Raw genomic sequence first — 23,986 nt, 5'->3', positions numbered from 1 at the left:
CTACTTCAGGGCTTTGGCGATCTCGGGAACGACCTGCTCCAGGGCGTAGGAGACGGACAGTACGGAGTCGGTCGCGAAGGCGGAGCTGAGGGTCGACTCGGGTTCGAAGACCAGGTCGTGGCCCGCCTTGACGACCGGGATCTGCTTGTAGAGGGCGTCGTCCTTGGCCTTGGCGGACGGCACGCCGATCGGCACCATGATCATGACGTCGGCGTCGAGCAGGTCCAGGTCCTCGCGGGTGACCTCGGTGAAGAAGGACCCGCCGGCCTTGGCGTCGACCTTCGGGTTGTTCTTGAACCCGAGCCGCTCGAGGAAGTCGACGCGGCCGCTGCCGTGCACGTAGGCGCCGTACCCGACGCTGGTGAGCGATCCGGCGGTGACCGTCTTGCCCTGGAACTCGGGGTGCTGGGCGATGGCGGCCTTGAACTTGCCCTCGACGCCGCTGATGAGTTCCGCGCCCTTGTCGTGGAGTCCCAGGGCGTCGGCGACCATCGTGGTCTGGGTCTCCCAGTTGGTCAGGTACTGGTCCCCGCCCTTGGGCACGCCGATGGTCGGGGCGATCTTGCTGAGGGTGTCGTAGCGCTTCTGGTCGCCGCTGGACTTCGTGTCGAGGATGAGGTCGGGCTTGAGCGCCGCGATCTTCTCGTACTCGGGCTCCATCGTGCCGATCTTCTCGGGGCTCTTGGTGTAGAGGCCCTTGGCCCAGGGGCCCGTGCCGTCGCCGCCGAAGGCCAGCCAGTCGCTGGCCCCGACCGGCTGGACGCCCAGGGCCAGTGCGGTCTCGGCGTCGCCCCATCCGAGTGCGACGACCCGCTGGGGCTTCTTGTTCACGCTGATCTCGCCGAACTTGGTGGCGACCTTGACGGGGAACCCGGCGTCGGAGCCCGACCCGGCGGTCTTGTCGGCCGTGGCGGCGGAGGAGCAGGCGCCGAGGGTCGCGGTCAGGGCCATGGCGGTGGCGAGGGCCATCACGGTCGTACGGCGTACGCGGCGGGGCGCGGCACTGCGGGTCAGGCGGGCCAGACGGGTCGTGCGGGTCATGCGGGTCATGCGGGGTTCAACCTCGTTCGGTTCGTGTGAGGGGGCGGTGTCCGGCGGCGCCGGGTGGTTGCACGGGCCGGGCGGGTTCACGTACGCGTACCGTCCGCGCGGTGACGGCCGATGGGGACGATCAGAGGGGTTCCGGAGACGGGGTCGGGGACCAGAGTGCAGCGCATGCCGAAGGCGCGGTTCACCAGTTCCTCCGTGACGACCTCGGCGGGCGGGCCTTCGGCGATGACCCGGCCGTCGCGCAGCGCCACGATGTGGTCGGCGTAGCGGCAGGCGAGGTTCAGGTCGTGGAGGACGACGGCGATGGTGGTGCCGTGGTCCTGGTTGAGGTCGACCAGGAGGTCGAGGACATCGAGCTGGTGGCTCACGTCGAGATAGGTGGTGGGCTCGTCGAGGAGCAGGATGTCGGTCCGCTGGGCGAGGGCCATCGCGATCCAGACGCGCTGGCGCTGGCCGCCGGAGAGCTCGTCGACGGACCGGTCGGCGAGTTCGAGGACGTCGGTGGCCAGCAGGGCCTCGGCGACGGCGGTGTCGTCCTCGGAGGTCCACCGCCGGAACCAGCCCTGGTGCGGATAGCGGCCGCGTCCGACGAGATCGGCGACGGTGATCCCGTCGGGGGCGACGGGGGTCTGGGGCAGGATGCCCAGGCGCGCCGCGACCTCGCGGGTCGCCAGCGTGTGGATGTCCTGACCGTCCAGGAGGACGCTCCCCGACAGCGGAGGGAGCAGGCGGGCCATGGAGCGCAGCAGCGTGGACTTCCCGCAGGCGTTGGGGCCGACGATCATGGTGATCCGGCCCGGTGGGATGTCGAGCGTCAGCCCGTGGACGATCTCCCGGCCGTCGTAGCCGAGGCGGATGTCGCGCGTGCCCAGAGTGGGTCCGCCGCAGGGCATGTCGGTGTCCTTGTTGTCGTGGGGTACGGCCGTGAAGGGTGACGCCACGGATGCCGAAACGGCCGTCGTGGCGGGTGCGGTCCGGGTGCCGGCGGGCGTCATCCGAGGCGGCCCGTCTTGTGGGAGCGGGCCAGCAGCCACAGCAGGTACGGAGCCCCGATGAGGCTCGTGACGACCCCGACGGGGAACTGGCTCGACCAGAGCAGGTGCTGGGCGGCGAAGTCGGCGACGGCCACCAGCAGCGCTCCGGTCAGCGCGGCGTGTACGAGCGCGGCGCCGGAGGCCGGTACGAGCCTTCGCGCGATCGGGGCCGAGACGAACGCGACGAACGCCACCGGGCCCGCGGCAGCGGTGGCGACGCCCGCGAGCGCCACCGCACAGCCCAGCAGGCCCAGGCGGGCGCGGGCCACGGGCGTGCCGAGCCCGGCGGCGGCGTCCTCGCCCAGTTGCAGCGTCTTCAGGTCCCGCGCGGCCACGGCGGTGAGCGGCAGCAGCACGAGCAGCGCGCCGAGGAGCGGCCACACCTGGGCCAGGCCGCTGCCGTTGAGGCTCCCGGTGAGCCAGAGGAGGGCGTTGTGGGCCTCGGCCACCTGGGAACTGGTCAGCAGGTAGGAGGTGATGCTGGACAGGGCGGCGCCGATGCCGACTCCGACCAGGACGAAGCGGGCGCCGGTGACGTGTCCCCGGCGGGCGAGCGCATGGATCAGCGCGGCGCTGAGCAGCGCCCCGACCAGAGCGGCGGCGGACAGCGCGATGCCGCTGAGCGCGAAGCCCAGGGAGGCCACTACGGCTGCCGCGCTCGCCCCCTGGCTGATGCCGATGACGTCCGGACTGGCGAGGGGATTGCGCAGCAGGGCCTGGAAGAGGGCACCGGACAGGCCGAACGCGGCGCCGACGAGCAGCCCGAGCAGGACCCGCGGCAGGCGCAGCTCGACCACGATGAAGTGGATGCCGGGATCGGACGCGCCGGTGAGGGCGCCGATGACATCGCGCAGGGGGACGGCCAGGTCGCCGACGGCGAGCGCCGCGCAGAACACGGCGACGATCGCGGCCGTCAGCGCGAACCCGACCACCAGGCCACGGGCGCGCCGCGCCCGGCGGATCCTCCGCAGAGTGGCGACGGCCTCGACGGCCTCGACGGCCTCGACGGCCTCGACGGCCTCGGGCGCGGGGGCTTGGGTGTCCGCCGGGCGGAGCGGGGTGGCGGTCACAGTCCGGCCGCCTTGCGCCGGCGGACCAGCAGGACGAAGGGGACGGCGCCGAGGGCGGCCGTCACGATGCCGGCCTGGACCTCACCGGGCCGCGCGATCAGCCGGCCGACGATGTCCGCCGCCAGCAGCAGGACGGGCGCGGCCAGGGCGCTGTACGGGAGGATCCAGCGGTGGTCGGGGCCGGTGCACAGGCGCACGGCGTGCGGGACGACCAGGCCGAGGAAGGCGATGGGGCCGGCGACGACGGTGGCGGCGCCGCACAGCAGGACCACGACCACCGCGCACAGGGCGCGGGTCGGCCCGACGCGCTGCCCGAGTGCCCGGGCGATGTCGTCACCGAGGGCGAGGGCGTTCAGCCGTGACCCCAGCACCAGCGCGAGGAGGCCGCCGGCCGCGATGAACGGGAGCGCCTGCCACAGGACGGCGGGCTCGCGTCCGGTCAGCGAGCCGACCTGCCAGAACCGGTACTGGTCGAAGGACTTGGAGTCGGTCAGCAGCATGGACGTGGTCAGTGACAGCAGGGCCGCGCTGGTCGCGGCTCCGGCCAGCGTCAGTTTGACCGGGGTGGCGCCGCCGTGGCCCAGGGAGCCGATGGTGAACACCAGGACCGAGGCGACGAGGGCGCCGAGGAACCCGAACCAGATGTAGTGGGCGGGATCCGTCATGCCCAGGACGCTGAGGGCGAAGACCACGGCCGCGGAAGCTCCCGCGTTGACGCCGAGGATGCCCGGGTCCGCGAGCGGGTTGCGGGCGATGCCCTGCATGACCGTGCCCGCCAGGCCGAGGGCTGCGCCGGCGAGGAGCCCGGCGGCCGTACGGGGAATCCGCACCTCGAGGAGGATCAGCTGCGCCTTGTCCGTCCGGTCGGGGTGGAAGAGTGCTGGCAGCAGATCCGAGGCCGCGACCCGTCCGGAGCCGACCATCAGGCTCGCCCACACCATGAGCAGGAGCAGCGCGGCCAGCGCGACGAGCCCCGCCGACCGGACGACGACGCCCCTGCGCCCTTGCCGGGCGGTCGTAGGGACCGTCGCGACGTCCACCGGTCCGGGGCCGCCGCTCGTGGTCGTGACGGTCCTCGTCATCGGCGCCTCCCCGGCGCCGTGGCGTGGACGCAGCACTGTCCGCGCATGCCTCACCTGCTCCTTTGCTAGGGCAGGCAGCGGCCGACCACTTTGCGTTGATTACGGTAAGGCGACCCTAACAAGACCCCATGGACCGCTTTGCGGGCTTTCGTCTCTTCTTTCGGGTCCTTGTGCCCTGGCGGGCCTCTCCTTGCTGCCCAGGCCGGTCTCGCGTCGGCCGAGATGCCGAGGGGGCGCGCAGAGGCGGGTGTAGTGCTCCGTGGAGATGATCGACTCCCTGACGTCCGCGGGAAGTCGGGCGAGGATCCCGGGCAGTGCTCGCTTACGGGCAGCCTCGCTGCGGTGGGAGAGGACGGCTGCCCATTTCTCAGTGAGGAAGCGGCTTACACCGACGGTTGCCGTGACGTGCCCGTCCGACACGGACCGCTGAACGACGTCAGCGGCGGCCTGGCCGACGCCGCCATGCTTCCGGCCGTGGCGGTACGGCGTGCCCTTCGCCCTGATGAACTGGCGCGGGTTCGGCCACGACATGAGCGACCGGGCCGTCTACGGGAACGTGGTGGCCGAGGTCGTCTCCGAGCTCCGCACCCGCATCGACGCCGCTGTCGGCGCGGGCATCGCACCGGAGAAACTCGTGATCGATCCCGGACTGGGCTTCGCCAAGGAAGCGCAGCACGACCTCCACCACGGTCGTGGGAGGCCGGCGGATGCTGATCCGATGCAGCCCGCCCTGGACGTGTCCGGCGCCGCGGAACTGACGAAGTCCCTGGGCGCCCGCCAGGCGCTGAACCTCGACGGCGGTGGATCGAGCGTGATGGTCGCCGCGGCGTCCGGCATCGTCAACCGCCCCTCGGACGCCACGGGTCCGCGGCTGCTCGGCAACGTCCTGCTGCTGCGCGGGGCGCCGGCCCGCCTATGACGTCCGGGCCGCGCGGGCCGGGTGCGGCGCCCGCTCCTTCGCCGGATCCCGCGTACCGGACCGCATCCGGGCACCTCCGTCTCCGAGGAGCACTTCATGAACTGGACGCTCGAAGTGGTGGTCGTCCCCGTCACCGACACGGACCGGGCGAAGGACTTCTACGCCGACAAGGCCGGCTTCGCCGTCGACCTCACCACGCCGGACCCGCGGCCCGGTCAGGGGCGGGTGGCGGCGAGGGTGTCGTCGAGCCAGTCGTAGATGCGCGCGTTGGCGTGGCGCGTGGCGCCGGGGTGGCAGTGGGCGCCGGCGCCCTCCTCGGCGGTGAAGAGCATGAGGGTCTTCGGGCAGGTGAGGTGCTCGTAGAGCTGTTCGGGCTGCCCCTTGAAGAACTCGTCCTCCGCGGCGTCGCAGACGAGGGTCGGGCACTGGATCTTCTCGGCGATCCCGCCGGCGAGGGTGTAGTCGAGGTAGGAGGCGTTGAAGGCGCGGGGGGTGTCGGCCCCCATGACGTACATCCCGTGGTTCAGCGCCCAGCGGGCGATGGGGTCCGTGGCCATGAGCCGCTCGAGGGCGGCGTCGAGTTCCGGGGCCGACTCGGCCCGCAGCAGGCGCTCCGCCTCATCGCGACCGGCGGGGATGCTGCGGACGGAGGTCTGGCCCAGGTCGTAGAGGCCGTCCACGGCTATCAGGGCGGCCAGCCGGTGCTCGAACGCCGCGGCGCGGGGGGCGAGCACGCCGCCCATGCTGAGGCCCAGCAGTGCGATGCGGGTGCGGTCGACCTCCGGGACCGTCTCGGCGAAGTCGATGACCGGGGTGATGACGTTCTCCCAGTCGGGGCGGAAGACCAGGCCCTGGTGGTGGCGCGGCCCGGGCATCCCGGGGCCGTCGAAGACGAGGACGGTATAGCCCCGCTCGACGGCGGCCAGCGCCCCGAAGAAGTGCATCTCCTCGGCGGTGCCGTCGAAGCCGTTGTGCATGATCAGCGTCGGCCGGGGGGTGCCCGAGTCGTCGGCGCGGTAGAGGTAGCCGGGCAGCGTCGTGTTCTCGTAGGGGATCTCGACCGGCTCGATGCGCGGGGTGGTGTACAGGGCGGCGGCAGCCCGGAAGCACTCCACGGAGCGGTCGTACGCGTGGTCGTGGCGCGGGTCGCAGTCCCGGCCGTGCAGGAAGAACTCCGCGGAGCGGTAGTAGTTCGAGGCGCGCAGGAAGCCGTCGCGGGCGCTGATCAGGTGGCCGGCCGCCAGGGATCCCTGCGCCTGCGCCGATACCCGGTCGGCGGTGGCGGACCACTCGGTGTACCAGCTGTCGTAGTCGCCCTCGGTGATCCGCCCGGCGGTGGAGACGACTTCGCCGAAGTCGGCGCCGCCGTAGGCGATGTGGCTCATCGAGCGCAGGGTCTCGTACCAGAACTGGGTGTTGTCCGGGAACAGCAGCTGCTTCATGACGGGCTCCTTCGACGCGACCACAAGCACAGATCTGTGCTTGTGGTCCCGACTGTAGGGCCTCGAAGCGGCTTAAGCAAATATCTGTGCTTAAGATGGGGGTGTGACTCGGAATCCACCGGCCCCGCGCTCCCGCAGAAGTCCTGAACAGGTCCGCGAAGCCGTCCACCAAGCGGTCGTCGACCTCCTCTCGTCCCCGGAGGGCGAGGAACTCAACATCCCCGCGATCGCGGCGCGCGCGGGCGTCAACCACACCAGCGTCTACCGGCGCTGGGGCAGCCTCGACGCGCTGCTGGCCGACACGGTCACCACCCGCCTCGAGCGCGACTCGCCGCTCAACGACACCGGCAGCCTGCGCGGCGACCTCATCGCCTGGGCCGAAGCCAGTGTCGCGAGCATCCGAACGAGCGAGGGGCGCGCCCTGGTGCGCGCCGTCATCCTGTCCGTGCCGAGCAGCTCCGAGGCACCGGGCGACCGGGCCCGGCACTTCCGGCGCCGCATGCGCTCCATCGAGCAGATCCGCGAGCGGGCCACGGCCCGGGGCGAGGACCCGCCACCGCTGGAGGAGATCCTCGACCAGCTGATCGCCCCCTTCTACATCCGGACGATCTTCGGCATCGATCTGCCCGCGACCGGCTATCCGCAGCTCCTGGTCGACAGGCTCCTCGCCGACACGAGCGCGCCCGGCCCGGCCTGAGCGGCCGCCCGTCGAGCCGCCGCCAGTCGAACCATCCGGCCGGGGCGCGGGTTCAGCCCCTGCGCCGGCGGGCCATCGCCCACGAGAACAGCCCGAACAGCCCGAACAGCACCAGCCCCGCGGCGACCAGCAGGAGGAGCCACGGGCCGCCCCCGACTCGCCTGGAGCCCAGGGGCAGGACGCGCTGAGCCGGGCAGTGGGTGGAGGCGCCGTCCTCGATGCGGTCGCGTATCGATAGGGCGACCCACTGCGTCGCCTGACGTGCCCCGAGTCGTGGCGGCGAGGATGCGCCTGAGGCATGGGGGAGTGGTCCCATCCCCCAGGCGGCGGGAGGTTTTCGGGCAGGCCGTGTGGCGGTCGCCGCCACACCCTCGTGCGGGCCGAACGGCCCAGCGAGCGGGCCGCGCTCTGGGCGGTGGTGTGGGTTTCGTGCGCCACATGGTCCAGCCGTGCGGAAACGGCGGACTGCCCGTGGGATCTGTGACGCATGGAGAACGGAAATGATCCGAAGGACAGCTCGCACAGGCGCCCCGAAGGGGTCGGTGAGCCGACCGTACGGGCTCTCGGTGCCTTGTCGAAGGCGCTGGAGACGACCGAGCGGGCACGCGGTCACCTCTACGGCTTCCACCAGCTCACCGGGACCGCCGATTTCGAGCTGGGCGACGCCGTGAGGCTGCTGCGAGAAGCCGGACACGAGGAACAGGCGCGCCGGGTGGAACACGAGATCCTGGGCCGGAACGTCATTCCCGGGCATTGGACCTTCCAGATCATCGAGGCCTACAACGCGACCTACTACCGGCCTTTCGCCGCCCTGGAGCGCGAGCTTCTCGAAGACCTCGCTGCCGGGCGCGACCACCTGTTCGAGGCGGAGCTGAAAGAGGCCCGACGGTCACCCGGTCATCCCGACCACACGGCGACTCCGGACTTGAGTGGCGGCTCGTAGACGGCGCTCACCGCCACCCGGCCGGACAGGCCCGGGTTTTATGGGCGATCTGCGGGATTTCCCCTGTGGGTACCACCGGAACGGACGGGGACGGCGTCATCCCGTCCCGTCGAGTCCCTCGCGGCCGCGGAGCTGCTGCGCCACGACCTGCATCGGGCCCGCATCTGGTTCGTCAACATCGTCGACCTGTGCACACTCGCCCCACCGGAAACCCACCCGCACGGGCTGCCCGACGCGGCCTTCCAGGCCCTGTTCGGCGAGACGACACCGGTCGCTCGCCCTCAACGGAACCTCGCGCCACGACCTCGCGCTCACCGCCCTCCACCACCTCGGCGATCACGCGCCGCGGGCCGACACCCTGGCGGAGCACTACGCCGCTACGCGCGACCGGATCAGGCGTGAACTGCGCCGCACCGGCATGGACCGGGGATGCCGCCGGCGCAGGCGAGGACCACCTCGGGATCCTCGCCCCCGTGCGTGCTGGCCCACTCCGAGGTGGAGGGACATTTCGGTGGAACGGTAAGTCCGTCGGCAGCGGGTAGGCGGACGGCATGATGCCTACCGAGAGCCTCGCGGCCGAGGGCCAAGGAGCATTCCTGCTCGTCCTCGCCGGCGTCGTGGTCGTCCTCCTCCTGCTCGGTGCCTTCTGGTACGGCAGCCGACGCAGCGCACGCCGTCGACCCCCCGCGCGGCCGGACGAGCAGAACCCTGTTGCGCGGGCGCGCGAGGGCTCCTGGAGCACACCGGACGACGGTCCCGCCGGCTGAGGAACCCGGCCTGCCTGCCTGATGGCGTCCGTCACGCGCCGTTGGTGGGAGGCGGCGCCACGGGGGTGGATCCGGCGATCTCGGCGACGGCCTTGCCCCGCGTGATCGCCCAACTCCCGGGCAGACGCGAGGCCGGAACGCATCACGGAACCGGATGGGCGAGGGAGAGGGTGATCCACGATGAGGGACGAGACCGTCAGGAAGACCGCCTTGCTGGCGGACGAGGTCAAGGGGAGCGTTGAGAGGGCCGCACGAGCCGTACGCCATGCCGCTCCCGTGCCCGTGCCCGTGCCCGTGCCCGAGGAGGGTGCGCAGGTGGCTCGGGTGGGGCATGCCAAGCGGGGGCCGGTGCTGGCCTTCGGAGCCGGTTTGGTCGTCCTGCTGCTGGCACGGCGCCGTCGGGCAAGCCGATGAAGGCCTCGGCGGTGGCGTACAAGCCGGTCGGATTCGTGCTCGGGGCCGCCGGCGGTGCGCTTGCGAGCGCCGCATTCCGGGAGGTGTGGAAGGTGGTGGAGGGAACGGGTGAAGCCCCCGATGCCACGGATGAGGGCCGCACCTGGCGCGAGATCCTGTTCGCGGCGGCCCTTCAGGGGGCGATCTTCGCTGTCGTCAAGGCGGCGGTCGACCGGTCCGGTGCGGTGGCGACCAGGCGCCTGACCGGGACCTGGCCCGGCTGAGACCGACCGGCATCGGAGACAGAGAAGAGTGGATGGGCAAGGTCCTGCCGGCGGTTGCCGTACCCGCGCACGGCGGACATGGCAGCCGCCGGGCCGGTCGACCGTACACGCGGGCCCACCGCGTCCATCTGCCCTTCGGACGAGGCGCGGGCGGTGTACGACGCCGACGGCTGGTGGGCACTCGGGGAGCCGGTCCGCCGGGCGGCACGTCGCGCCTGAGGCGGCTCCCGCTTCCCCTCCGTCATCCGGACCGGGCGGACCGTACCGTGACATCGGCCGCGTCCTGTACGGCCGTTGCGGCGGTGTGCGGGTGGTCACCGGTCAGTGCCCACCCGCACACTGCCGCCCAGGTCAGGGCGACGGCGGCCGCCTTGGCGCGCTCGGTGCGGTGGGCCAGGAAGGTGCCGAAGAGCAGGGCGTCCCCGGCGTCGACGGCGATCCGGCACAGGACGGCCGTACGCTGCTCCGTGCCCGCGGGGAGCGTGGCCATCGCGGCGCCTATCACCGCGTCACGGACTCCCAGAGCCCGGATCAGCAGGGCGGAGGAGCCCTCGTCGGACAGCCCGCAGGGCCGGGCCAGCAGCCGGGGTCTCCATGCCACCGCCACCCCGTACCCGAGGGTGGCCACGCTCATCACCCGGGCCGCCGTGGTGTGCATTCAGGCCTCGCTGTCCGGCAGCTCCGGTGAGATCTTCGCGGCGTGCAGAGTGAGCCGCCCGATCCGCGTCTCGTGGCTGGTGGCCGTTGAACTGACGTCGCTGATCACGTCGGGCCGGGCATCGGTGAGGTACCACGTGGTCACCGGGTCTCCGAGGCCGTCTTTCGTCTCCTCGATCTTGACGTGGCAGGTCTCGGCCGCGGAGTCCGCCGACAGTGCCCAATCCTGCGCCGCGGGCACGTCGGTGAGGACGCAGTCGTCGAGGATGACGGTGAGCTCCTGCCCCGGCAGGCCCAGATCCCCCTGGGGTCCCAGGCCCGTTACCTCGCCGCAGGTGAACCGTTCTCCGCGAACGGTGACGTAGTAGCTGCTGGACGTGCCGGACGGGTCGGACGGGTTGGACGTGTGGGTGGTGTGCGCAACGGATTCGTTCATACGGCCCGCCTGCCCCGCTCGGTACGTTCTAGACACCGCCCTGCCCGGGGCGCCCGCCGTGACACCCTCGGTGCGCGGGCCGTCGGCCGTCAGGGAGTCCCTGGGCAGTCGTCGTTTGCGGGGGTGCGGCCCGGGCAAGCGCGGATACATGCTGGACAACGCCGAGGCGAAGACGGAGACCATCACGACCAAGGTGCCGGCCCGGCTGGACCGGCTGCCCTGGTCCCGCTGGCACTGGATGATCGTGATCGGGCTGGGAACCGTATGGATCCTGGACGGGCTGGAAGTCACCGTCGTCGGAAGCATCGCGAGCCGCATCTCCGAGGACGGCAGCGGACTGTCGATCACCGACGCCCAGGTCACCGGTATCGCCGCGGCCCTCTACGTGGCGGGCGCCTGCGCCGGTGCGCTCTTCTTCGGCCGGCTGACCGACCTCTACGGGCGAAAGAAGCTCTTTCTGATCACCCTCGCCGTGTACCTGGCGGCGACGGCGCTGACGGCCGTGTCCTTCTCCGCCTGGTGGTTCTTCCTCTTCCGCTTCCTGACCGGCTTCGGCATCGGCGGCGAGTACGCGGCCATCAACTCGGCGATCGACGAGCTGATCCCGAGCCGGTTCCGGGGGCGCGTCGACCTGATCATCAACGGCAGCTTCTGGATCGGCGCCGTGGCCGGTGCCCTCCTGTCGGTCCTCGCCCTGAACACGGACATCTTGCCGGAGGCCGTGGGCTGGCGGCTGACGTTCGCCCTCGGCGTCGTGCTCGGCCTCGTCATCCTCCTGGTGCGGCGGCACGTACCCGAGAGCCCCCGCTGGATGATGATCCACGGCAGGGCAGAGGAGGCGGAGGCCCTGGTGGCGGACGTGGAACGGCAGGTGGAGGCGGAGAAGGGCCTGCGGCTTCCCGAGCCGGAAGAGTCGATCACCGTCACCCAGCGCCACAGCATCGGCTTCGGCGAGATCGCCAGGACGGTCTTCCGCTCCTACCCGCGCCGTGCGGTCCTCGGCCTGTCCCTCTTCGTCGGGCAGGCCTTCCTGTACAACGCCATCACCTTCGGCTTCGGTTCCATCCTCGTCACCTTCTTCGACGTGTCCAGCGGGGTCACCGGCTACTACTTCGCCGTCATCGCCTTCCTGAACTTCCTCGGACCGCTCCTGCTCGGGCGGCTCTTCGACACGGTCGGCCGCCGCCCGATGATCGCGGGCACCTACATCCTGTCCGGGCTGCTGCTCTTCGCCACCGCATGGCTCTTCGGCGCCGGCCGGCTCAGCGCGGTGACGATGACGGCCTGCTGGTGCGTCGTCCTCTTCTTCGCCTCCGCCGGGGCCAGTTCGGCCTACCTCACCGTGAGCGAGATCTTCCCGATGGAGACCCGCGCGATGGCGATCGCCTTCTTCTACGCCGTGGGCACCGCGGCCGGAGGCATCTCCGGGCCGCTGCTCTTCGCGAACCTGACCTCCAGCGGTGTGGTGTCCGACGCGGTGCTCGCCTTCTGCGTCGGCGCCGGGCTGATGGTCGCCGCGGGCCTGGTGGCCGTCTTCTACGCGGTCGCCGCCGAAGGCCGCTCCCTCGAACAGATCGCCACCCCGCTCTCGGCCCGCTCCTCGACCGCGGTGCAGCGCGGATGAGCGGGCAGGACCGCAAGTCCGGAGCGACCGGGGAGAAGGGCCTCGCACCGACGAGTCAGGACACCGAAACCCGCACGACCGTATGGGTCGCCCTCGCCGCCAACCTCGTCATCTGCGTGGCCAAGGGCATCGGCGGTGTCATGGCCGCCTCCCCGGCGCTGCTGTCGGAGGCGGCCCACTCGATCGCGGACAGCCTCAACGAGGTGTTCCTGCTGGCCTCCCTGGGACGCAGCCGTCGCCCCGCGGACGCCCGCCACCCCTTCGGCTACGGAATGGAGCGCTTCTTCTGGTCCCTCCTCGCCGCAGTCGGCATCTTCGTCACCGGCGGCTGCTTCTCGGTCTTCCAGGGGATCGAGGCCTTCCGCTCCGGCGGCAACGAGACCCGCCAGGGCTACGTCACCGGCCTCGTCGTCCTCGTACTGGCCCTGGCGGCCGAGGGAGCCTCCCTCGGCCGGGCCCTGCTCCAGGTGCGCCGCGCCGCCCGGGAAACGGGCAGGGGAATGGCCGCCGAGATCAGGTCCGGCCACGATCCCGCCCTGCGGACGGTGCTCGCCGAGGACAGCACCGCGTGCGCGGGCGTCGTCCTCGCGATCGCCGGCATCGCCCTGCACATGGTGACCGGCGAAATCGCGTACGAGGCCTGCGCCTCCATCCTGATCGGGATCCTGCTCGTCTACGTCGCCTACACGCTCGGCCGGGCGGCCCGTGCCCAACTGGTCGGCGAAGCAGCCGATCCGGCCGTCCAGCAGGCGGTGCGCAGCTTCCTCCTCGAGCAGCCGGAAATCGACAGCGTCACCGAGCTGCTCACCATGCGCATGGGGCCGGACTCGGTCATGGCGGCCGCCCGCATCGACCTGACGCCCGGCTACGACAGCGAGACCGTGGAGGACGCGATGGTCCGGATCCGGCGCGCGGTCCGCGACCGCTGGCCCGAGCTCGACCAGCTGTTCCTCGACGTCACGGACGCCGCGGCGGCCCGCCGGGAGGCCGCCGCCACCGGGCGGCATCCCGGACCGGCCGCGCCCGCGTGAACACGGGCTGCCGGGGCAGGCGCGTCGGTAGGGGAAAGGGTTCCCCGAACGGCCGGTACCGCTGGTCGGTGATGAGGAAGGCTGCCAGATGTCGAAGGTCGAAGAGTCCGTCGAGGTACAGGTTCCGGTCCGCACCGCCTACAACCAGTGGACCCAGTTCGATTCGTTCCCCCACTTCATGGAGGGAGTGGAGCGGGTCGACCAGCGCACCGACACCATGACGCACTGGGTGACGAAGGTCGGCGGCGTCACCAAGGAGTTCGAGGCCGAGATCACCGAGCAGATCCCCGACGAACGTGTCGCGTGGACCACGCTCGCCGGCGAGGCCAAGCAGGCCGGGGTGGTGACCTTCCACCGCTTGGACGACACGACGTGCAAGGTGATGCTGCAGCTCGACTACGACCCGGAGGGCTTCGCGGAGAACGTCGGCGACAAGCTCGGCTTCGTGAAGCGGCGGATCAGCGGAGACCTGGGCCGGTTCAAGACCTTCATCGAGGCACGCGGTCAAGAGACCGGCGCCTGGCGCGGCCAGGTCTGATCGCGAGGCCCGAGGCCCGAGCCCCGAAGACACTGCGAGGCGGGGCAGACGACTGCAGCCGTACACCCCGACCCAGGAGGACCTTCGATGCTCTACGAGTCCGATCCGATCCCCGCGCGCATAGACGCGGCCCCCGGCCGCGCGGCCCTTCTCGTCCGCCTGTCCTACGACGGCGGCGACCCGTACGTCGTACGGGCCGAGTTCATGGACGACACCGACACCGGCGCCCTGGCGTGCTGGCACTTCGACCGGCAGATGCTGGCCGAGGGACTGAACGGTCCGGTGGGGGAGGGCGACGTGGCGTTCCGGCCTCACACGGCCGCGGGCGCCGACGAACTCAGGATCGATCTGCGGAGCCCGGGCGCCGAGGGAGAGGGCGCAGCTGTCCTCTTACTGGACGCTCCCCCGCTCAGGGCCTTCCTGGAGCAGACCTACGCGGCCGTCGGGGCGGGGGAGGAGTCCCTCGACGTCGACGCGCTCCTCGATGAGTTGCTGGCCCGGTAGAGGGACGGGTGAGCAGTCGGCATCGAGCTCGACCGGCCTCCGACGGCCGGTCGGCGGGCGTGGTCCGACCCGTCGGGGTTCCACCGGCCGCCCCGTACGGCCACAGCCACCAAGGAGGCGCTCCCATGCACAACACCCCGCCCGAGCCCGAGCTTCCGGACCGTGTGCCCCGTACACCTGAGAAGGGACGGACATCATGATGCGACCGAGGATCGTGGTCGTCGGCGCCGGGTTCGCCGGCGTCGCGTGCGTACGCCGCCTGGAGCGGACGCTGTCACCGGGGGAAGCGGAGATCCTGCTCGTCACCCCGTCCTCGTACCAGCTCTACCTGCCCCTGCTGCCGCAGGTGGCCTCCGGGGTGCTCACCCCCCAGTCGGTGGCGGTGTCACTGCGCCGCAGCCGCCGTCACCGGACCCGGATCGTGCCCGGCGCGGCCGTGGGCGTCGATACCCGGGCCAAGGTCTGCGTCATCCGGAAGGTCACCGGGGAGCTGGTGGACCAGCCGTACGACCACCTGGTGCTCGCCCCGGGCAGCGTGACGCGCACCTTCGACATCCCCGGCCTGCTGGAGCACGGCCGGGGCATGAAGACGCTGGCAGAAGCCGCCCACCTGCGCGACCACGTGATCGCCCAGCTCGACCTGGCCGATGCCTCCCCACCGGGCTCGGAGGAACGCGCTTCCCGGCTCGGCTTCGTCGTGGTCGGCGGAGGCTACGCCGGCACCGAGACGGCAGCCTCCCTGGAGCGGCTCACCACGAACGCCGTCGGCCGCTACCCGCGACTGGACCGGCGTGAGATCAGCTGGCACCTCGTCGACCTGGCACCGAGGCTGATGCCCGAACTCGGCGACCGGCTGGGCCGCGCGGCCCTCGACGTACTGCGCCACCGCGGCATCGAAGTCGCCCTTGGCGTCTCCGTCGCCAAGGCGGGCCCCGAGGACGTCACCCTGACCGATGGCCGCGTGCTGCCCTGCCGCACCCTCATCTGGACGGCCGGAGTCGCAGCCAGCCCGCTGATCGCCACGTTGGGCGCCGAGACCGCGAAGAGCGGCCGGCTCGTCGTCGGTGCGGACCTGCGGGTTCCGGGACCTGACGGTGTGTTCGCCCTCGGTGACGCGGCAGCCGTGCCCGACCTCGCCGGGGGAGGCGACGGGGCGGTGTGCCCACCGACTGCGCAGCACGCAGAGCGGCAGGGCAAGGTCGCCGCCGACAACGTCGTCGCCGCGCTGCGGGGTACGCCGTCGCGCCGCTACGTCCACAAGGACCTCGGACTGGTCGTGGACCTCGGCGGCCGCGACGGGGTCTCCCGCCCGCTCGGCATCGACCTGCGCGGAATGCCCGCGCAGGCAGTGGCCCGCGGCTACCACTGGGCCGCGCTGCGCACCGGGGCGGCCAAGACGAGGGTGATGACGAACTGGCTCCTCAACGCCGTGGCCGGCGACGACTTCGTACGGACGGGGTTCCAGACCCACAGGCCGGGGACGCTGCGCGACTCCGAGTACGCGGACCACTACCTCACCCCCGAAGAAGTACGGGCCCGTACGGCAGCCGAAGAGAACAACGGCTGAAGCCCCGGTCGAGGCCTGGGCGGCGGGCGCCCAGCCACGGACCGGTCCGCGCCGTGCCAGGCGAGGCCGTCGGCGGCGAGGGCGGGTTTGTGCCCGATCAGCGGGGGCACGCGCCCATCGTGCGGGTTCCAGGGCCGAGCAGCCGAAGCAGCCGAAGCAGCCGAGTGATCGGAAGGGCCATGAACATCCGACTCCCCAGCACAGCGCCCCGTCCTCAGCCCCCGGAGCAGCAGCACGCAAGAGCCGGGTGGGCGTCATGAGGGTCGTCGTGACCGGTGCCACCGGCAACGCCGGCACCAGCGTGGTGCGTGCTCTGGCCGCCGACCCGACGGTCGGAGAGGTACTCGGAGTCGCCCGTCGGCAGCCCGACCTGCACATCCCGGGCGTGCGCTGGGCGACAGCGGACATCGACCCCGGCGGGGCCGGGCTGGCGGACCTCTTCGCGGGTGCGGATGCCGTGGTCCACCTCGCCTGGAAGTTCCAGCCCACCCACGACCCGGTCGCCACGTGGCGCACCAACGTGCTGGGCAGCATCCGCGTCTTCGAGGCCTGCGCCAGGGCCCGGGTGGGCGCACTGGTCCACGCCTCGTCGGTGGGCGCGTACTCGCCGGGCCCCGCCGACGGGCGCCCCGTCGACGAGTCCTGGCCCACCCACGGCTGGCCGGGCGCCGCGTACACGCGCGAGAAGGCCTACCTGGAGCGCTATCTCGACGGATTCCAGGCCTCGCACTCCGGCATCCGACTGGTGCGGATGCGACCGGCTTTCCTCTTCAAGGAAGAAGCGGCGAGCGAACAGCGCCGCATCTTCGCCGGCCCGCTCCTGCCATGGCGGCTGATCCGTCCGGGCCTGCTGCCCGCCGTGCCCGCCATCTCCGGCCTGCGCTTCCAGGCCCTGCATACCGACGACGCCGCCCAGGCCTACCGGGCAGCGGTCGTACGGCCGGTCCACGGGGCGTTCAACCTGGTGGCCGACCCCGTCCTGGACACCGCCGCCATCGCCGCGCTCCTGCACGCCCGCACGGTTCCGCTCCCGGCGGCCGCCGCGCGTGCGGCGCTCTCCGCAGCTTGGAGGATGCACCTCGTCCCGGCCGCACCCGGCCTGCTGGACGCGGTCCTGCGGCTGCCGCTGCTCGATGCGGGACGGGCCCGCGAGGAGCTGGGCTGGGAACCGTCGGCCACCGCCACGCAAGCCGTCGCCGAGTTCCTCTCGGGCCTGCGGCGGGGTCGCGGCGCCGACACTCCGCCCCTGGCCGGGTCCCGTACGGGCGCCGAGAAGGTTCCCGCGGTCGGAGGCATGCCGTGAGCGAATCCGAAGGCCTTCCCCGCGACCACACCCAGGCCATCCTGGAGTCGACCAAACGCGTGGGCGCGCTCCTCAAGGAAGCGGACGTGCCCTTCGCGCTCGCCGGGAGCGTTGCTGCCTTCGCGCACGGCCTTCCTGCCCGCTTCCGGCACGACACGGACTTCTGCCTCCGCCGCGAGGACGCCGCAGCCGCCGTGGCGGCGCTCGGCGCCGGAGGCATCAGCATCGTCGACGCTCCAGAGGACTGGCTCATCAAGGGCCGCGACGGCGAAGAGGACATCGACCTCATCCTCGACCTCGCCGGCAGACCCGTGGACCGGGAACTCCTCGACCGGGCGGACGTGCGGGCCGTCGACTCCGTACGCATGCCCGTACTGGCCCCGACCGACCTCATGGACAGCCGCCTGACCGCACTGTGCGAGCACTACTGCGACTTCGCCGACCTGCTCCCCATGGCACGGATGCTCCGCGAACGCATCGACTGGCAGCTCCTCGACCGCCAGCACCGTGACCAGGCCCTGCCCGACGCCTTCCTCTACCTCCTCGAACGCCTGGAGGTGATCGAGCCCCGCAAGGAGGCCCGCGATGACCACACCCAACCCCCTGCCGGCCGAGTACCGGGCCCAGCACCTGCGTGACCTGCTCGCGAGCGAGGACATTGCCGAACTCGGGGTCCGCGTCGAACTGCGCGGCCACACGGTCGCCGTCTGGGGACCGGTGTCCAGCCCGGGCTGCCGCGACACGGTCCTGCGCATGGCCGCGGAAGCCCTGGAGCCGCTGGCGTGGCACCACGACCTGACCGTCGTCCGTGCCCGCCCGCCCGACCGCGAGGAGGATCTGACGTGATCCGCGTGGCAGCGGTGGGAGACATCCACCTGGCACCGGGCAGCGAGGGATCGCTCCGGCCGGCCCTCGACGGGCTCGGCGACCACGCCGACCTCCTGCTCCTGGCCGGCGACCTGACCCGCCACGGCACCCCCGAGGAGGCTGCGGTGGTCGCCGGCGAGGTCGCCGGCCTGCCCGTGCCCGTCGTGGCCGTACTCGGCAACCACGACCACCACGCGGACCGGCCGCAGGAGGTCGTCGGCGTCCTCACGGCGGCCGGGGTCACCGTCCTGGAAGGCGGGACCGCCGTCTTCGACATCCACGGAACCGTGGTGGGAGTGGCGGGAGCCAAGGGGTTCGGTGGCGGATACGCCGGCCGGTGCGGCAGCGACTTCGGCGAACCCGAGATGAAGGCCTTCATGCGGTACTCCCGCACCTGCGCGGACGGACTGCGCCGCGCGCTCACGGAACTCGCGGAAGCGGACGTCGACGTGAGGATCGCTCTGACCCACTACTCACCGGTCCCGGACACCCTGGCCGGTGAGCCGCCCGAGATCCACCCGTTCCTCGGCAGCTACCTCCTCGCCGAGGCCATCGACGAGATCGGCGCGGACCTCGCCGTCCACGGCCACGCCCACCTGGGCACCGAACACGGCATCACGGCCGGCGGGGTGCTGGTCCGCAACGTGGCCATGCCCGTCATCGACCGCGCGTACGCCGTCTACCACCTCGCCACCCGCCCGGCAGCCGACCCGGCCTGACGCGGCCGCGGGCGCAGCCTCGGGCCGGCCGCCTACGGTGGTGTTCGGGGCGGACGTCGAAGACGGCCCGGATGTCTGTGAGCTCGAGGAGCAGGGCAACGTGCAGGCCGAGGTCCGCGAGGGCGAACGCGACAGGCATCGCCGGATCAGGTCCGGGGTTCGAGGTTTGTGCGCAGCGTCCACCGAAGCGGTGAGGTCCACGCGGCACGGCGACGGCGACCAGCCGACCGCCGTCACGGTTCGATGGCTGCGGGGAAGGCCGGTTCGTCTTGCCTACGGCAATGCGACGCCCGGGGCCGTAGCGCTGGCCCTGCATTGGGCTGAGGCCGGGGTTAACGGCTGGAAGTTTCATTTCCGCTGACCACCCCTCGTTCTAGACTGCGACCGCTCCGAATCCGGCGATCATCGGGAGACAGGCGAGATGAAACGAGCACTGATCAGCGCATTCGCCGCAGTGGCGTTAGTCGTATCCGGGGGGAGTGTCGCCAGTGCTTCAGGCGGTGTTCCGCCGCGCACCACGCATGGACCGTGTCAGTACACGCAGACCCCGGACGAGCCGCCGGCGCGCCGTGTTCCGCTGCCGCCCGACCCGCGGCGTACGCCGAGTCGGGGAACGGTCGGCACGGCTGTTTCGACCAGCCAGGGTCCGCTCCCGCTGCACTTGGACCGGGCCAAGGCGCCGTGCACGGTCCAGAGCTTCCTGCACCTGGCAGGGCACGGGTTCTACGACCGGACGGTGTGCCACCGTCTGACGGCGTATCCGACGCTCAAGGTCCTGCAGTGCGGCGACCCGACGGGCACCGGTGAGGGCGGGCCCGGGTACAAGTACAAGGACGAGCTGCCGGTGGACCTCCCGCCGGCGCCGACCGATCCGACCGGCGCGCGCCGCCTCTACGGGCGCGGCCTGCTGGCGATGGCCAACGCCGGTCCGAACACGAACGGTTCACAGTTCTTCGTCGTCTACGGCGACTCCGCGCTGAGGCCGAACTACACGGTGTTCGGCACCGTCGACGCCGATGGTCTGGCGACCCTCGACAAGGTCGCTGCCGGAGGCATCGCTCCGACCGCGGAGGACCCGGCACCCGTCGACGGCACCCCCGTGCTGCGCACCGAGCTGCTGCGCGTCCGGCCGTCCTGCCGGCACTGAGGCACCGCAGCGCACCGCACCGCGACGCGGCCGTGTGTTTGCGCCACCTACAGGGCCCTGCCGCCCCGGACGTCCGGGGCGGCAGGGCCCTGTGCAACGCCAGTGCGTCTCCCGTGCGCTCGCTTGCGCGGCCCACCCATCGGCGGCGTACCTTATTGCGAGTAAGTTGCAACTGCATTTCCAGTGCGAGAGGAGCCGTCGTGGGCTCTCCTGTGGTGCTCGGCATCGAGTCGTCGTGCGATGAGACGGGGGCCGGCATCGTGTCCGGCGGGCGGCTGTTGGCGCACGTGGTGGCGTCGAGCATGGACGAGCACGCGCGGTTCGGCGGGGTGGTGCCGGAGATCGCCGCCCGTGCGCACCTGCAGGCCTTCAACCCGGTCGTCCGGGAGGCGCTGGACCAGGCCGGGCTGCGGGTCAAGGACATCGACGCGGTCGCGGTGACGACCGGGCCGGGGCTGTCGGGTGCGCTGCAGGTGGGGCTGGCGGGGGCGAAGACCCTGGCGTACGCGGCCGGTGTGCCGCTGTACGGGGTGCACCACCTGGCGGGGCACGTCGCCGCCGACACCCTGGAACACGGGCCGCTGCCCAACCCGTGCATGGTGCTGATCGTCTCGGGCGGCCACACCTCGCTCCTGTTCGTACGCGACCTCGTCCGCGATCCCATCCTCCACCTCGGCGACACCATCGACGACGCCGCCGGGGAGTGCTTCGACAAGGTCGCCCGCGTCTTCGGACTGCCCTACCCGGGCGGCCCGGCCGTCGACCGCGCCGCCCGCAACGGCAATCGCTGCGCCGTCGCGTTCCCGCGGCCGCTCCTGGGCTCGAAGGAGCACCCGTACGCCTTCTCCTTCTCCGGGCTGAAGACCGCGGCCGCGCGCTGGGCCGAACAGCACCGCATCCGCGGCGAGGAGATCCCGCTCGCCGACGGCGCCGCCTCCCTCCAGGAGGCCGTCGCCGACGTGCTCACGCGCAAGGCGCTGGCCGCCTGCAAGGAGTACGAGGTGCGCACCCTCGTGGTGGTGGGCGGCGTCGCGGCGAACTCGCGGGTGCGGGCGCTGGCCGAAGAACGCTGCGCGGCGGCCGGGGTGGAGCTGCGGGTGCCGCCGCTGACGCTGTGCACGGACAACGGGGCGATGATCGCCGCCGTGGGCGACCTGCTGGTGCGTGCGGGTTCGGCTCCCGCGCAGTTGGACGTGTCGATCGACCCGTCGGCGCCGCTGGAGTACGCCGCCCTGCATCCCGTGACCCGCGCGGCGGCGAGGGCCGCGTGAACGAGGCCACCGTCCTCGAGGCGGCGGGGGAGGCGTACTCGGGCTGCGGGAGGCCGTGGGCCGGGCGTACGAGGGGGCGAAGAGCAAGCCGTCACGCTACGTCGTCGCGTCCGTAGGAAGGTCGGGGCGGGACGGCGGGGTGCCCTCCCTGATGGGCAGGGTGATCACCATGGTGAGGCCGCCGCCGGGGGTGTCCTCGGCGGTGAGGGTGCCGTTCATCGCCTCCAGGAAGCCTCTGGCGACGGCCAGGCCGAGGCCGACGCCCGAGCCGGCGGGTGCGTCTCCGTATCGCTGGAAGGGTTCGAATATCCGGTCCTTGGCCTCGTCGGGGACGCCGGGGCCGCTGTCGACGACGCGTAGTTCGAGGCGGTCGGCGAGGGCGCTGGCGGCGACGAGGACGGTCCGACCGGGCGGGCTGTACTTGACGGCGTTCTCCACGATGTTGGCGACGGCCCGCTCCAACAGGCCGCGGTCGACGGCGACCATGGGCAGGGTCTCGGGGATGTCGAGGTCCACGCTGTCGTCGGGTACGCCGGCCAGGCCCATCGGGACGACCTCGTCGAGGTCGGTCTCCCGGATGAGCGGGACCACGGTGCCGGTCTGGAGGCGGGACATGTCGAGGAGGTTGCCGATCAGGTGGTCGAGGCGGTCGGCTCCGTCCTCGATGCCTTCCAGGAGGTCTGCCCGGTCCTCGTCGGACCAGTCCACGTCGGTGGAGCGCAGCGAGGTGACGGAGACCTTGATCGACGCGAGCGGCGTACGGAGGTCGTGGCTGACCGCGGCGAGCAGGGCCGTACGGATCTGGTTGCCCTCGACGAGGCGGCGGGCCTCCTCGGCCTCGTCGACCAGGCGCTGGCGGTCGAGCACGACGGCCGCCTGGGCGGCGAACGCGCCGAGGACGCGCCGGTCTTCGGCCGGCAGGACCCGGCCGGTGAGGGCCAGAGCCATGTTCTCGCCGATGGGCATGTCGACGGCGGCGTCTTCGGGGCGGGTGACCGGGTTGCGTCCGGTGCTGCCCGCGCAGGTCCACGGGTCCACGTCGCTGATGCGTTCCAGCAGCGCCACGGATTCCATGGCGAAGGTCTCGCGCACCCGCTCCAGCAGGGCGTCCAAGGCCGTTTCGCCGCGTAGGACGCTGCCGGCGAGGAAGGAGAGGATCTCGGATTCGGCGCGCAGTCGGGCGGCTTGGTGGGTGCGGCGGGCGGCCAGGTCGACGACGGAGGCCACGGACACGGCCACACCGACGAAGATCGCGATGGCGACGATGTTCTTGGGGTCGGAGACGGTGAACTCGTGCAGCGGCGGAGTGAAGTAGTAGTTCAGGAGGAGGGAGCCGAAGGCTGCCGAGGCCAGGGCCGGGAGCAGCCCGCCGAGCAGGGCCGCCGCCACCGTGAAGGTGAGGAAGAGCAGCATGTCGTTGGCGAGCCCGAGGTCGGGGACGACCTGGTTCAGCAGCAACGCGAGCAGCGCCGGGCCGGCCACACCGGCGATCCAGCCCCGGATGATGCGGGAGCGGCCGAGCCGGCCGCTGCGGGCGACGGGCAGGGTGCGGCCCTTGGCGGCCTCGTCGTGGGTGACGATGTGGACGTCGAGGTCGGGCCCCGATTCGCGGGCCACGGTGGCGCTGACCCCGGGGCGGAACACGGACTGCCAGGAGCGGCGGCGGCTGACACCGAGCACGATCTGGGTGGCGTTGCACCCGCGGGCGAACTCCAGGAGCGCGTCGGGGACGTTGTCGCCGATGACGTGGTGGAAGGTGCCTCCGAGGTCTCCGACCAGGGTCCGCTGGACGGCGAGTTCCTTGGGGGAGGCGGCCGTCAGTCCGTCGCTGCGCGCGACGTAGACGGCGAGCACCTCGCCGCCGGAGCCCTTCTCGGCGAGGCGGGCGGCCCGGCGGATGAGCGTACGGCCTTCCGGGCCGCCGGTGAGGCCGACGACGATGCGTTCGCGCGCCTGCCAGGTGGAGCGGATGTCGTGCTCGCCCCGGTACTCCTGGAGGTACTCGTCCACACGGTCCGCGACCCACAGCAGCGCGAGCTCGCGCAGGGCGGTGAGGTTGCCGGGGCGGAAGTAGTTGGACAGGGCCGCGTCGACCTTGTCGGCCTTGTAGATGTTGCCGTGGGCCATCCGGCGGCGCAGGGCCTGCGGGGACATGTCGACGAGCTCGATCTGGTCGGCGCGTCGTACGAACTCGTCCGGGACCGTCTCCCGCTGCCGCACACCGGTGATCGTCTCGACGACGTCGCCCAGCGATTCGAGGTGCTGGATGTTGACGGTGGAGACGACGTCGATGCCGGCCTTGAGGAGTTCCTCCACGTCCTGCCAGCGCTTGGCGTTGCGCGAGCCCGGAACGTTGGTGTGGGCGAGCTCGTCCACGAGCGCGACGGCGGGGCGCCGGGCCAGGATCGCGTCCACGTCCATCTCGGTGAAGGAGGAATCCCGGTACTCCAGCTCGCGCCGGGGAGTCTGCTCCAGCCCGTGCAGCATCACCTCGGTGCGCGGACGGTGGTGGTGCTCCACGAACGCGACGATGACATCGGTGCCGCGCTCCACCCGGCGGTGACCCTCCGAGAGCATCGCGTACGTCTTGCCGACGCCGGGGGCCGAGCCCAGGTAGATACGAAACGTGCCGCGTCCCATG

26 protein-coding genes and 3 pseudogenes are annotated in these 23,986 nt (G+C 71.9%); 21 read left to right on the top strand and 8 right to left on the bottom strand.

Going from position 1 to position 23,986, the window contains the following annotated elements; all coding sequences use genetic code 11:
• From ACZ60J_RS09715 to ACZ60J_RS09700, 4 genes are all read right to left on the bottom strand, one after another.
• Positions 1 to 1,050 carry an iron-siderophore ABC transporter substrate-binding protein gene (locus ACZ60J_RS09715; RefSeq protein WP_469680210.1) on the bottom strand — a complete coding sequence of 350 codons (1,050 nt, stop codon included), beginning with the start codon at positions 1,048 to 1,050 and terminating at the stop codon, positions 1 to 3.
• A gap of 77 nt (positions 1,051 to 1,127) precedes the next feature.
• On the bottom strand, positions 1,128 to 1,943 hold the full coding sequence (locus ACZ60J_RS09710; protein WP_469680282.1) for an ABC transporter ATP-binding protein: 816 nt from the start codon (positions 1,941 to 1,943) through the stop codon (positions 1,128 to 1,130).
• Between the two features lie 98 nt (positions 1,944 to 2,041).
• Positions 2,042 to 3,154: a FecCD family ABC transporter permease gene (locus ACZ60J_RS09705; protein WP_469680208.1), complete on the bottom strand. Its 1,113-nt coding sequence runs from the start codon at positions 3,152 to 3,154 to the stop codon at positions 2,042 to 2,044.
• Positions 3,151 to 4,236: a FecCD family ABC transporter permease gene (locus ACZ60J_RS09700; RefSeq protein ID WP_469680207.1), complete on the bottom strand. Its 1,086-nt coding sequence runs from the start codon at positions 4,234 to 4,236 to the stop codon at positions 3,151 to 3,153. Before ACZ60J_RS09700 ends, ACZ60J_RS09705 begins: the two co-directional genes overlap by 4 nt.
• Positions 4,237 to 4,662: 426 nt before the next feature.
• Between ACZ60J_RS09700 and ACZ60J_RS09695 the strand changes: the two are divergent.
• The 3 genes and pseudogenes from ACZ60J_RS09695 to ACZ60J_RS09685 form a co-directional block, all read left to right on the top strand.
• A pseudogene (locus tag ACZ60J_RS09695) lies at positions 4,663 to 4,918 on the top strand (dihydropteroate synthase); the annotation flags it as partial.
• Between the two features lie 36 nt (positions 4,919 to 4,954).
• Positions 4,955 to 5,155: a phosphodiester glycosidase family protein gene (locus tag ACZ60J_RS09690; protein WP_469680280.1), complete on the top strand. Its 201-nt coding sequence runs from the start codon at positions 4,955 to 4,957 to the stop codon at positions 5,153 to 5,155.
• Positions 5,156 to 5,251: 96 nt separating this feature from the next.
• Positions 5,252 to 5,347 (top strand): annotated as a pseudogene (locus tag ACZ60J_RS09685) (VOC family protein); the annotation flags it as partial.
• Between the two features lie 23 nt (positions 5,348 to 5,370).
• On the opposite strand, the gene ACZ60J_RS09680 reads toward ACZ60J_RS09685, so the two are convergent.
• Positions 5,371 to 6,597 (bottom strand): alpha/beta hydrolase family protein, encoded by a 1,227-nt coding sequence (locus tag ACZ60J_RS09680; RefSeq protein ID WP_469680206.1) that lies wholly within the window; start codon positions 6,595 to 6,597, stop codon positions 5,371 to 5,373.
• A gap of 103 nt (positions 6,598 to 6,700) precedes the next feature.
• On the opposite strand from ACZ60J_RS09680, the gene ACZ60J_RS09675 reads away from it, so the two are divergent.
• From ACZ60J_RS09675 to ACZ60J_RS09650, 6 genes and pseudogenes are all read left to right on the top strand, one after another.
• Positions 6,701 to 7,294 (top strand): TetR/AcrR family transcriptional regulator, encoded by a 594-nt coding sequence (locus tag ACZ60J_RS09675; protein WP_469680204.1) that lies wholly within the window; start codon positions 6,701 to 6,703, stop codon positions 7,292 to 7,294.
• A gap of 487 nt (positions 7,295 to 7,781) precedes the next feature.
• Entirely contained in the window at positions 7,782 to 8,237 is a 456-nt protein-coding gene (locus tag ACZ60J_RS09670) for a hypothetical protein (protein ID WP_469680202.1), read from the top strand.
• A 63-nt stretch (positions 8,238 to 8,300) separates the two neighbouring features.
• Positions 8,301 to 8,639, top strand: a complete 339-nt coding sequence (locus ACZ60J_RS09665) for a phosphoketolase family protein (protein WP_469680278.1) — start codon at positions 8,301 to 8,303, stop codon at positions 8,637 to 8,639.
• Positions 8,640 to 8,788: 149 nt separating this feature from the next.
• Entirely contained in the window at positions 8,789 to 9,004 is a 216-nt protein-coding gene (locus ACZ60J_RS09660) for a DUF6479 family protein (RefSeq protein ID WP_469680201.1), read from the top strand.
• Between the two features lie 410 nt (positions 9,005 to 9,414).
• Positions 9,415 to 9,681, top strand: coding sequence for a DUF4235 domain-containing protein (locus ACZ60J_RS09655; RefSeq protein WP_469680199.1), 267 nt, complete (start codon positions 9,415 to 9,417; stop codon positions 9,679 to 9,681).
• A gap of 78 nt (positions 9,682 to 9,759) precedes the next feature.
• Positions 9,760 to 9,894 (top strand): annotated as a pseudogene (locus ACZ60J_RS09650) (DUF3253 domain-containing protein); the annotation flags it as partial.
• Positions 9,895 to 9,922: 28 nt separating this feature from the next.
• Here ACZ60J_RS09650 and ACZ60J_RS09645 read toward each other — a convergent pair.
• On the bottom strand, positions 9,923 to 10,339 hold the full coding sequence (locus tag ACZ60J_RS09645) for a hypothetical protein (RefSeq protein ID WP_469680197.1): 417 nt from the start codon (positions 10,337 to 10,339) through the stop codon (positions 9,923 to 9,925).
• Entirely contained in the window at positions 10,340 to 10,774 is a 435-nt protein-coding gene (locus ACZ60J_RS09640; RefSeq protein ID WP_469680195.1) for a hypothetical protein, read from the bottom strand.
• Positions 10,775 to 10,922: 148 nt separating this feature from the next.
• Here ACZ60J_RS09640 and ACZ60J_RS09635 point away from each other — a divergent pair, with 148 nt between their 5' ends.
• From ACZ60J_RS09635 to tsaD, 12 genes are all read left to right on the top strand, one after another.
• A complete protein-coding gene (locus ACZ60J_RS09635; RefSeq protein ID WP_469680193.1) occupies positions 10,923 to 12,398 on the top strand; it encodes an MFS transporter in 1,476 nt (491 codons plus the stop codon).
• Positions 12,395 to 13,429 (top strand): cation diffusion facilitator family transporter, encoded by a 1,035-nt coding sequence (locus ACZ60J_RS09630; RefSeq protein ID WP_469680191.1) that lies wholly within the window; start codon positions 12,395 to 12,397, stop codon positions 13,427 to 13,429. Before ACZ60J_RS09635 ends, ACZ60J_RS09630 begins: the two co-directional genes overlap by 4 nt.
• 88 nt (positions 13,430 to 13,517) lie before the next feature.
• Positions 13,518 to 13,967 carry an SRPBCC family protein gene (locus ACZ60J_RS09625; RefSeq protein ID WP_469680189.1) on the top strand — a complete coding sequence of 150 codons (450 nt, stop codon included), beginning with the start codon at positions 13,518 to 13,520 and terminating at the stop codon, positions 13,965 to 13,967.
• 87 nt (positions 13,968 to 14,054) lie between these two features.
• Positions 14,055 to 14,471: an SsgA family sporulation/cell division regulator gene (locus ACZ60J_RS09620; RefSeq protein ID WP_469680187.1), complete on the top strand. Its 417-nt coding sequence runs from the start codon at positions 14,055 to 14,057 to the stop codon at positions 14,469 to 14,471.
• A gap of 196 nt (positions 14,472 to 14,667) precedes the next feature.
• Positions 14,668 to 16,038, top strand: a complete 1,371-nt coding sequence (locus ACZ60J_RS09615; RefSeq protein ID WP_469680185.1) for an NAD(P)/FAD-dependent oxidoreductase — start codon at positions 14,668 to 14,670, stop codon at positions 16,036 to 16,038.
• A 256-nt stretch (positions 16,039 to 16,294) separates the two neighbouring features.
• Positions 16,295 to 17,341, top strand: coding sequence for an NAD-dependent epimerase/dehydratase family protein (locus tag ACZ60J_RS09610; RefSeq protein WP_469680183.1), 1,047 nt, complete (start codon positions 16,295 to 16,297; stop codon positions 17,339 to 17,341).
• Positions 17,338 to 17,979, top strand: coding sequence for a hypothetical protein (locus ACZ60J_RS09605; protein ID WP_469680182.1), 642 nt, complete (start codon positions 17,338 to 17,340; stop codon positions 17,977 to 17,979). Before ACZ60J_RS09610 ends, ACZ60J_RS09605 begins: the two co-directional genes overlap by 4 nt.
• On the top strand, positions 17,927 to 18,187 hold the full coding sequence (locus tag ACZ60J_RS09600) for a hypothetical protein (protein WP_469680180.1): 261 nt from the start codon (positions 17,927 to 17,929) through the stop codon (positions 18,185 to 18,187). The genes ACZ60J_RS09605 and ACZ60J_RS09600 overlap by 53 nt, the downstream gene beginning before the upstream one ends.
• A complete protein-coding gene (locus ACZ60J_RS09595) occupies positions 18,184 to 18,927 on the top strand; it encodes a metallophosphoesterase family protein (RefSeq protein ID WP_469680178.1) in 744 nt (247 codons plus the stop codon). Before ACZ60J_RS09600 ends, ACZ60J_RS09595 begins: the two co-directional genes overlap by 4 nt.
• Before the next feature lie 40 nt (positions 18,928 to 18,967).
• Positions 18,968 to 19,288, top strand: coding sequence for a hypothetical protein (locus ACZ60J_RS09590; RefSeq protein ID WP_469680176.1), 321 nt, complete (start codon positions 18,968 to 18,970; stop codon positions 19,286 to 19,288).
• Between the two features lie 300 nt (positions 19,289 to 19,588).
• Positions 19,589 to 20,074 (top strand): peptidylprolyl isomerase, encoded by a 486-nt coding sequence (locus ACZ60J_RS09585; RefSeq protein WP_469680174.1) that lies wholly within the window; start codon positions 19,589 to 19,591, stop codon positions 20,072 to 20,074.
• 212 nt (positions 20,075 to 20,286) lie between these two features.
• Entirely contained in the window at positions 20,287 to 21,345 is a 1,059-nt protein-coding gene (gene tsaD, locus ACZ60J_RS09580) for a tRNA (adenosine(37)-N6)-threonylcarbamoyltransferase complex transferase subunit TsaD (RefSeq protein ID WP_469680276.1), read from the top strand.
• 96 nt (positions 21,346 to 21,441) lie between these two features.
• On the opposite strand, the gene ACZ60J_RS09575 is transcribed toward tsaD, so the two are convergent.
• Positions 21,442 to 23,985: an ATP-binding protein gene (locus tag ACZ60J_RS09575; RefSeq protein ID WP_469680172.1), complete on the bottom strand. Its 2,544-nt coding sequence runs from the start codon at positions 23,983 to 23,985 to the stop codon at positions 21,442 to 21,444.
• Position 23,986 lies beyond the last annotated feature (1 nt).

It is taken from the genome of Streptomyces sp. NPDC104226 (genome assembly GCF_055584085.1).
This window is presented reverse-complemented; position numbering and strand designations above follow the sequence as displayed.